Source organism: Candidatus Aenigmatarchaeota archaeon (assembly GCA_016932615.1).
Taxonomy (GTDB): domain Archaea; phylum Aenigmatarchaeota; class Aenigmatarchaeia; order QMZS01; family QMZS01; genus JAFGCN01.
Genome location: JAFGCN010000011.1, coordinates 46,095 through 53,481 on the forward strand (window position 1 = coordinate 46,095; position 7,387 = coordinate 53,481).

Annotated in this window: 10 protein-coding genes; 6 read left to right on the forward strand and 4 right to left on the reverse strand. The window is 45.9% G+C overall.

Annotated elements, in window-relative coordinates:
• Positions 1–45: 45 nt before the first annotated feature.
• Positions 46–990, reverse strand: a complete 945-nt coding sequence (locus tag JW727_03825) for a replication factor C small subunit (protein MBN2095150.1) — start codon at positions 988–990, stop codon at positions 46–48.
• A 68-nt stretch (positions 991–1,058) separates the two neighbouring features.
• Between JW727_03825 and JW727_03830 the strand changes: the two genes are divergently transcribed.
• Positions 1,059–2,219, forward strand: a complete 1,161-nt coding sequence (locus JW727_03830) for a methionine adenosyltransferase (protein ID MBN2095151.1) — start codon at positions 1,059–1,061, stop codon at positions 2,217–2,219.
• Positions 2,220–2,293: 74 nt separating this feature from the next.
• Entirely contained in the window at positions 2,294–2,650 is a 357-nt protein-coding gene (locus tag JW727_03835) for a hypothetical protein (protein ID MBN2095152.1), read from the forward strand.
• A 62-nt stretch (positions 2,651–2,712) separates the two neighbouring features.
• Here the strand turns inward: JW727_03835 and JW727_03840 are convergent, their stop codons facing one another.
• Together JW727_03840 and mvk are read right to left on the reverse strand one after the other, a co-directional pair.
• A complete protein-coding gene (locus JW727_03840; protein ID MBN2095153.1) occupies positions 2,713–3,333 on the reverse strand; it encodes a DUF116 domain-containing protein in 621 nt (206 codons plus the stop codon).
• A 55-nt stretch (positions 3,334–3,388) separates the two neighbouring features.
• Positions 3,389–4,339, reverse strand: coding sequence for a mevalonate kinase (gene mvk / locus JW727_03845; protein ID MBN2095154.1), 951 nt, complete (start codon positions 4,337–4,339; stop codon positions 3,389–3,391).
• A 124-nt stretch (positions 4,340–4,463) separates the two neighbouring features.
• On the opposite strand from mvk, the gene JW727_03850 reads away from it, so the two are divergent.
• The 3 genes from JW727_03850 to JW727_03860 all read left to right on the forward strand — a co-directional run bounded on the left by JW727_03850 (position 4,464) and on the right by JW727_03860 (position 5,844).
• A complete protein-coding gene (locus tag JW727_03850) occupies positions 4,464–4,649 on the forward strand; it encodes a hypothetical protein (GenBank protein MBN2095155.1) in 186 nt (61 codons plus the stop codon).
• A gap of 163 nt (positions 4,650–4,812) precedes the next feature.
• Positions 4,813–5,001, forward strand: a complete 189-nt coding sequence (locus tag JW727_03855) for a hypothetical protein (protein ID MBN2095156.1) — start codon at positions 4,813–4,815, stop codon at positions 4,999–5,001.
• Positions 5,002–5,025: 24 nt separating this feature from the next.
• Positions 5,026–5,844 (forward strand): hypothetical protein, encoded by an 819-nt coding sequence (locus JW727_03860; GenBank protein MBN2095157.1) that lies wholly within the window; start codon positions 5,026–5,028, stop codon positions 5,842–5,844.
• A 42-nt stretch (positions 5,845–5,886) separates the two neighbouring features.
• Here JW727_03860 and JW727_03865 read toward each other — a convergent pair whose 3' ends face one another.
• Positions 5,887–6,663: a hypothetical protein gene (locus JW727_03865; protein ID MBN2095158.1), complete on the reverse strand. Its 777-nt coding sequence runs from the start codon at positions 6,661–6,663 to the stop codon at positions 5,887–5,889.
• 136 nt (positions 6,664–6,799) lie between these two features.
• Here JW727_03865 and JW727_03870 point away from each other — a divergent pair, with 136 nt between their 5' ends.
• Positions 6,800–7,321 carry a GTP-dependent dephospho-CoA kinase family protein gene (locus tag JW727_03870; GenBank protein ID MBN2095159.1) on the forward strand — a complete coding sequence of 174 codons (522 nt, stop codon included), beginning with the start codon at positions 6,800–6,802 and terminating at the stop codon, positions 7,319–7,321.
• Positions 7,322–7,387 lie beyond the last annotated feature (66 nt).

A 7,387-nucleotide genomic window follows, 5' to 3' on the forward strand; every position in this document is an offset into this window, starting at 1 on the left:
ATAAGTGGGTTCTTCTATTATATATTGTCTTGGAGACAATTAGGGCTATTTCTCCCCTAATCCCGCCAAAAAGGCCTCCATCTGGATTGTGGGGTTGCTTCCTTCAACAATCCGAAAGTCGCACTCTGCAATCATCTTGATTATCTGAACCTTTGAATCTTCAGGCAGGTCCAGCTTGAAAATCTGCTGGTAGATTTGCTTTAGGAGGTAGTCGCTGCTTATCCCTTGCTCAAGCGTCAGCTTGTATAACTTTTCCCTGGCTTTCAGGAATTTCTTGTCGAGAGCAAGCTTCAGGAGTTCTTCTATATCAGAATTTTTTGCCCTCCCCACGACTTCAAGGACAATGTCTTCAGTGATTTTTGCGTCAATTGCCGCGCATGCCTGGAGAATGTTTGTCGATTTCCTGAGGTCGCCTCCACACTCCTCAAATATGGCATTTGACGCGGCTTCGTCAAGAGTGAGCTTTTCTCCCTTGGCAATTCGTGCAAGGTACATTTTTACATCCTCTTCTGAAAGCGGCTTGAATCGGAAAACAACACACCGGGACTGGATGGGCTCAATAAGGTTTGAGGAATAATTGCAGTCAAGAATAAAGCGGCAGATTGAGGAGTAATTTTCCATTGTTCTCCTGAGCGCCTGCTGGGCGTCTTTTGTAAGCGAATCTGCCTCATCCAGAAGGATAATCTTGAATTCTGCGTCGCCCATTGGCTTTGTCCGGGCAAAGTCCTTGATTTTGACTCTTACTGTGTCGATTCCCCTTTCATCTGACGCGTTAAGCTCGATAAAGTTGCTTGTTGAATTTTCCCTGAAAAGCTCGTTTACCATGCAAAGGGCGGCAGTTGTTTTTCCGGTTCCCTGCATGCCTGCGAAAAGCAGGTTTGGTATTGATTTTCTTTCCACAAATGCCTTCAGGCGCTTGACAATATGCTCCTGCCCTACAATATCCTCCAATTTATGCGGTCGATACTTTTCAGTCCAGATTTCCATAATAATAGTTAGATTATTTAACCGATTCCTTTGGAGTTTTCAGATATAAATCATAACTGCCAGCAATAATTATGGCTTCCGGAAACTTCATGTTTACCTCGGAATCAATGACTGAGGGACACCCAGACAAAGTATGCGACCAGATTTCAGACGCAGTTCTTGATGCTATTCTCGAAAGGGACCCAGTTGCGAGGGTTGCATGCGAAACGATGGCAGGGATGGGATATATTGTTGTTGCGGGGGAAATCACCACCAACGCCACATTCAATGTTCAGGATATTGTGAGAGATGTCCTAAAGAGGGCTGGGTACACAAAAACAGAATATGGCTTTGACTACCGCTCCGTTGGTGTGCTGGTTTCCCTTCACGAGCAAAGCCCCGATATTTCCCAGGGGGTTTCAAAACCGGCGTGCGGGGCGGTCGGAGCGGGAGACCAGGGGATGATGTCCGGGTATGCCACCAATGAAACTCCTGAGCTTATGCCACTCCCCATAATGCTTGCCCATAAGCTTGCCCGAAAGCTTGCAGAGGTCAGGAAAAATGGAACGCTTTCCTACCTTCGGCCGGACGGAAAGACGCAGGTTACGGTTGAGTATGTTTCAAATGTGCCTAAGCGTGTCGAGGCAGTGGTTATTGCCGCGCAGCATGACCCGGATGTGGATATGGAGGACTTAAGGCGGGACATAAAGGAAAAGGTAATCCTTCCCGTTTGTGGCAAGTACATGGATGGGCGCACGAAGTGCTACATAAACAATACGGGGTGGTTTGTTGTTGGAGGGCCTGTGGCAGACACTGGCTGTACTGGCAGGAAAATCATTGTGGACACTTATGGCGGGATAGGAAACCACGGAGGCGGCGCTTTTTCCGGAAAGGACCCGACAAAGGTTGACCGAACCGGGGCGTACTACGCAAGGTACATAGCCAAGAATATTGTGGCTTCAGGACTTGCTGAGCGCTGCCAGATTCAGGTGTCTTATGTAATTGGCGGTGAAAAGCCGATTTCGGTTTATGTGGAAACTTTTGGGACGGGGAAAGTTTCGGACACCCGACTGCAGGAGCTTGTTTTAAAGCACTTTGACCTGACTCCTGCCGGAATGATTTCTGAGCTTGACCTCAGGCGCCCCATATTTAGCAAGCTTGCAAGTTATGGTCATTTTGGGCGCGAGGAAGCGGATTTTGCATGGGAGAAAGTGGACAAGGCAGAAATTTTGAGAAAAGAAGCCGGAATTTGAATATGTATTTGGCAGTTGGAGCCAGAATAAACTCTATAAATACTTATATGTTACTATTATATTGTGGTACTAATATGAACAAAAATCAATCTGAATTTGGGTATGCTCAGTTGGAGAATATGGGCTATACCCCCGATAAATATGCCTCTGACCTTAAGGGTTTCCTGAGCTTTGATGCTGGGCTTATCGAAAAGCACCCTGGAGTTTACGCAACTATTATGGCTCCATTGGCATACACTGCAAGTTCCCTTGGGAACTACATAAGGGACAATCCGGAATCCGTGCAGGATAACCTTGAGTTTGCGGTTGGTTTCACTGTGCTGTATGCTTTGGCAACAATTGGCCTTGACAAATACCTCAAGCGCAGGGAAGGCAAAACGCAGGAAACAGAAGCAGCAAATCCTACCTCCAAGAAAGAGGACAAGGAATAGCTGTCCTGTGAAAACAGGGTTTTTTACTCGGTTAACTTGGGGCTATTTTTCAGGATTAGGTTCTAATCGGCCATCATTTTCTTTAAGTTAGCTACATTGAATTCGGTGTTTGCGCACCCGTTCTTTGTAAGAGGCAAGCCGAGGGTGGGAATCCTTTTGTCCTTGAGGGCAGCTTTTCCAAGCTTTAGTTCCTCCCCACAGGCAATTCCGATTATGGCTTCGCACTGGACTTTTTTCATCAGCTTTTTTATGCAGGAGCCGCCTGGTAGAATGTAGACCTGGTAGCCCTTGTCATTTGCGGCTTTTGTCGCCCGGTTTGCAAAGCAGTCCTTGGAGCAGTTGTTGCAAAAGTATGAGGCATATTCGGCGTCAAACTTTGCCTTACAGCGGGAATCCATGTATTTCCGGCAGCAGTGGGGAACGAGCAGGATTTTTTGGCGGGCTTTTTTTACGTCTTCGACGCTTAGTATGTTGTCTATGTAAGTGTCAACAAGGTCTTCTACGATAGTCACTGCATCATCCAAGGGCACGCCAAGCCGCTCATTAACCCTGAATTTTTTTACAATGTTTCTCGAGGTTTTTCCAAGCTTTCTGTGGATTTTATGCTTTTTTGCGGCTTTTGTCAGGTCAAGAAAAAAATCCTTTGGAAGTTTCCTGAGATTGAACTCAAAGTTATAAGCCATAAATGAAGCTTTTGATTAATTAAGAAAGGAAGTTTTTCAGACCGCAGAAAACGCTCTATAACCCGGCTACGCCAATTTCCGTCTTGTAAACATGGCAGAACGAGAGGCGCTCGGCTATTTTTTCCTGTTTTGTTTTGTCGGCCAGGATTATTGCAGCCCCTCCTTTCCCGCCGCCGGAAAGTTTTGCGCCGTAAGCTCCGCTGTCAAGGGCGACTTTTATGACTTTATTCAACTTGGGGTGCGAAACGCCCAGGTCATAAGCAAGGATCTGGTGGTTTTCGCTCATGAGCTTTCCAAGCTTTACAAGGTCGGTTGTTTTTATTGCCTTCTCCCCCTCTTCCACGAGGGACTGAATCCTGTCAAAAACCTCCTCGTAGGACTCCATGTCGAGCGTCCAGCCGCTTTTTACATAGGGCACTGTTTCTGCAGTTTTTGCCTCTACGCCGGTGTTTACAATCATTATAGGGAGCTCAATGTTTCCCAGGCCCTCTCTCTGGAGCGGGTTTATCCTTATCTTGTTGTAGCCGCCGAATGTTGAGGAAAATATCTCTGCGCCTGAGGCCTTTCCTCCATGGATTTTCTGCTGGAAGGGCAGAAGAAAGCCATAATAGCTTTCTTTTTCGAGGCAAGGCCGCAGCTTGTTCAGGGCATCCAGAACAGAAGACAGGACTGCTGTTGATGAGCTCATTCCCCCGGAATTTCTGGGTATGTTGGAGGATATCTCAAGCCGTACCCCGGTTTTAAGGTTAAATTTGCCTGAAAATTCCGCAAAGAGGTCGATTATCGGGTCAAGGGGGCTCTGGTACTCGGTGGGCTTCTTTAGATTTTCCAGCTTTGACTCGAATTTGCCGTATCCGGCAGAGGCTATTTCCAGGGATTTTTCGCTTATCTTTTCTGCCCGGCAGAAGGTTTTGAGGCCAATAGCCGCAATTATCGCACTTCTGCCATAAACTACAGAGTGTTCGCCCAGAAGGAAAATATTTCCCGGTGCAGAAGACACGGCCATATTATTAGTTTGGGGGTTATCTATATTAGCGGGAAATTTCGGTAGAATTAGCTACTAAAGGATATATTTTACACAACAGAAAAGTATATATACTATCAATATCTACTATATTTAGGTGGTAAATATGGAAGACTTAATCGTGAAATATTTCCTCGGCGGCCTTATAGGCGCTGCCGCACTTGGAGCTTATAGAGTCCTTTCTGACCCCTATGCAGATACTGAAACGGCAATGTACAAGATGGCAAAGAACATGGCGGTCTTTACTGGGGCAAGTTTGATGGGCGGAGGCCTTTTGTATGCTTTGGACTAATGGCCTTGAATTTGGCGTTTTTATATTTCTTGGTTTTATTGTGTCTGGGGACTCAACACGAGGCAATCAGAAGTTTTTTTGAGATTATGTATATTCTAGACTATATGTTTTAGTTGTGGAATGTATTTATATATGTATTGTTTATTATATTTAGGTGATAACTATGGTAGAGGATTTGATAGTGAAATATTTCCTCGGCGGCCTTATAGGCGCTGCCGCACTTGGAGCTTACAGAGTCCTTTCTGACCCTTATGTGGATACCGATACTGCGCTTTACAAGATGGCAAAGAACATGTCCCTTTATACGGGTGCAAGCTTGATGGGTCTGGGCATACTGTATGCATTGGATTAGCTAGGAAATACTTGGGGGGGTAGTATGGAAACATATAGTATTGCAGGTTTAGTTTTTTCCGAAAATTCGGTTCCCGAACCGGATGATGGAGTCTACGCTCCCCCCGTTTGGTTTAGCCACTTAAATGAGCTGATTATTGGGGAGGATTATGTCCAGAAATTTTACCGTTCCTCAAGGTCCGACCTGACTCAGAAGGTCTGGTCCAGATTTGGCTCGATTTATCCCCAGTCGTATTCTTCGCCTCAGGAGAGAAAGGGGCGCGAAGAAGAGGTCTTAAAAACGCTTTATGAGGCGGGTCTTCCTGTCCCGAAAGTTATCTCTTCTGATGTAGACAGCATAAGGATGGAGAAGGTTCCCGGCGCTCAGTTGAATGAGGTTTACCAAAACCCAAAAACAAAAAAAGAGACCAAGCAAAAGCTGGTAAAGGCATCAGGAAAGCTTATGAGGGAGATTCATAATACTGGAGAGCATCATGGGGAGCCGTTGGTGAAGCAGTTTATGCTTGATTATGAGGGAGATGATGTCAATGCCGCGGTAGCCGATGATAAGTTCAAGCTGTATGCATTGGACTTCGAGCTTGCAATAAAAGCGTACCCCGGTTTTGAGAAGGACATAGACAACTACATTCACACGATTTCTGCGGCATGCAGCACTGGCCTGACCTACAGGGAACTTCTGGAATCCTACGAAGAGGGCTATGGGAAGAAGATTGATGGAAAGCTGTTTCGTGAGAGCTTTCAGCTAAAGATTTACCTTTTGGCAAGAGGGCTTTTGCAGCCAGGCGGTGCATGTTCGCGTGAGCGCTTTACAGAAATTTATGACGTTTTGTACAATGAGAGATAAGGCGCTTCTAGTTTAAGAGTTTGCTGGAAAAAGAGCAGTATTTTACTGGATTTGCGGAGCGGAGGGGGCCTCTGTTTCGTAAACAGGGCTTATGTATAGAGGCATGTCTGCCATAGGAATGACTTCTTGGGGTGCGCCCCTTATGGCTTGTGAAACCTTCTGCTTGCCTTTTGAAAATATGCCTCTCTGCGCTCCAAATGCGGTTTTGTAGACCAGGTAAGCTCCAAGCAAGCTTGCGGCAATTGCCACTGCGGGCGTTACTAGGAAGTCAGAACCGTCCTGGATTATTTCCCGTCCCAGGTCTATGGCATCGTTCCATATATTGGTGCCCATGTTCTGCGCCTTGGTGCTAAATTCCGCAGCAATGTCGCTTCCTTCAGGTATTTCCACTAGGTCTTTTTTTTCAAACCCCAGCGAGGATGCGTATTCTGTAAGCTTGTCTGCGGTCCAGATGGCTGGTTTAGATAGGTACTGGTGTATCGGGCCGGTTTCGTCTATTGCGTAAGCATATGAATATGGGGTCGTTGCGAGGCCTATTGCCGCGGCAGGAACCCTCTCCACTATGTTTTTTGCATTGTTTGCAACGCTAGTTATCAAGTAAACAGGAGGGCCCAGGGTAATATTGTAAATGCCTTTTCCAAGGCCGCTGGCTGCGCCCCCAATAAGCTGCGCTGGGACCGATATGAGGTCACTTGCAATGGAGCTTTCAGGAGGCATCTGGGGAGCATATCTCGCAGGAGGGGCTGTTTGCGCTCCAATAAGTGTCTCTAGGCCAAACTCCTGAGCAGGATATAGCTCCGAGCTATAAGTTCCAGACAATTTAATCACCCTATTATAATTAACCTTGTGCGTATAAATACTTTTCTGGGCTTGTCTAAATTTGAACTTTTGTTACGTGGTTTGGGCAGGGCAAAATGTTTGGGCAATCTCATATAGTTTATAGGGGCAGCTATGTATGTATATGGACTTTTCTTCTGACCTTGTTTTGAAAAAAGAATGCCGGATGCTCCTTAGAGTGCCCTTGGGGAAAGTTGTTTCTTCCCCCTTTTCACTAGGGTTTAGCCTTGAAAGTGAAGCTATTGTGGCGGTGGGTGATAGGACGACCAAGAATTTTCTTGAGCGCGGCATTATTCCAAAACTTTCGATAGTTGATTACAAAGTTGAGCGGCGGCCTGTTGAAAATGAGTATGCGGGCTTTAGGGAAATTATTGCTGTAGAAAACCCTCCTGGAAAAATAACTGCCCCGGGTATTGATGCAGTTTCGAAAGCTCTATCTGGAGACAAGGTTCTTCTGGAGGTGGATGGTGAGGAGGATTTACTCGTTCTTCCTGCAATATTGCTTTCAAGGACTGGGACTTTGATTTTTTATGGCCAGCCAAAAGAGGGGAGCGTTTTTGTGGAAGTTGGAAAGGAGTCAAAAAAGAAAGCAGAATATATTCTGAAAACCTGCTTTTCGAAATATGTGGCCGGAAAATAGTGCTGCGATTTTTTTCCTGCAATACAGAATTCAAAAAATTGTTTGATAAGTTTGGAAAACTGTCTC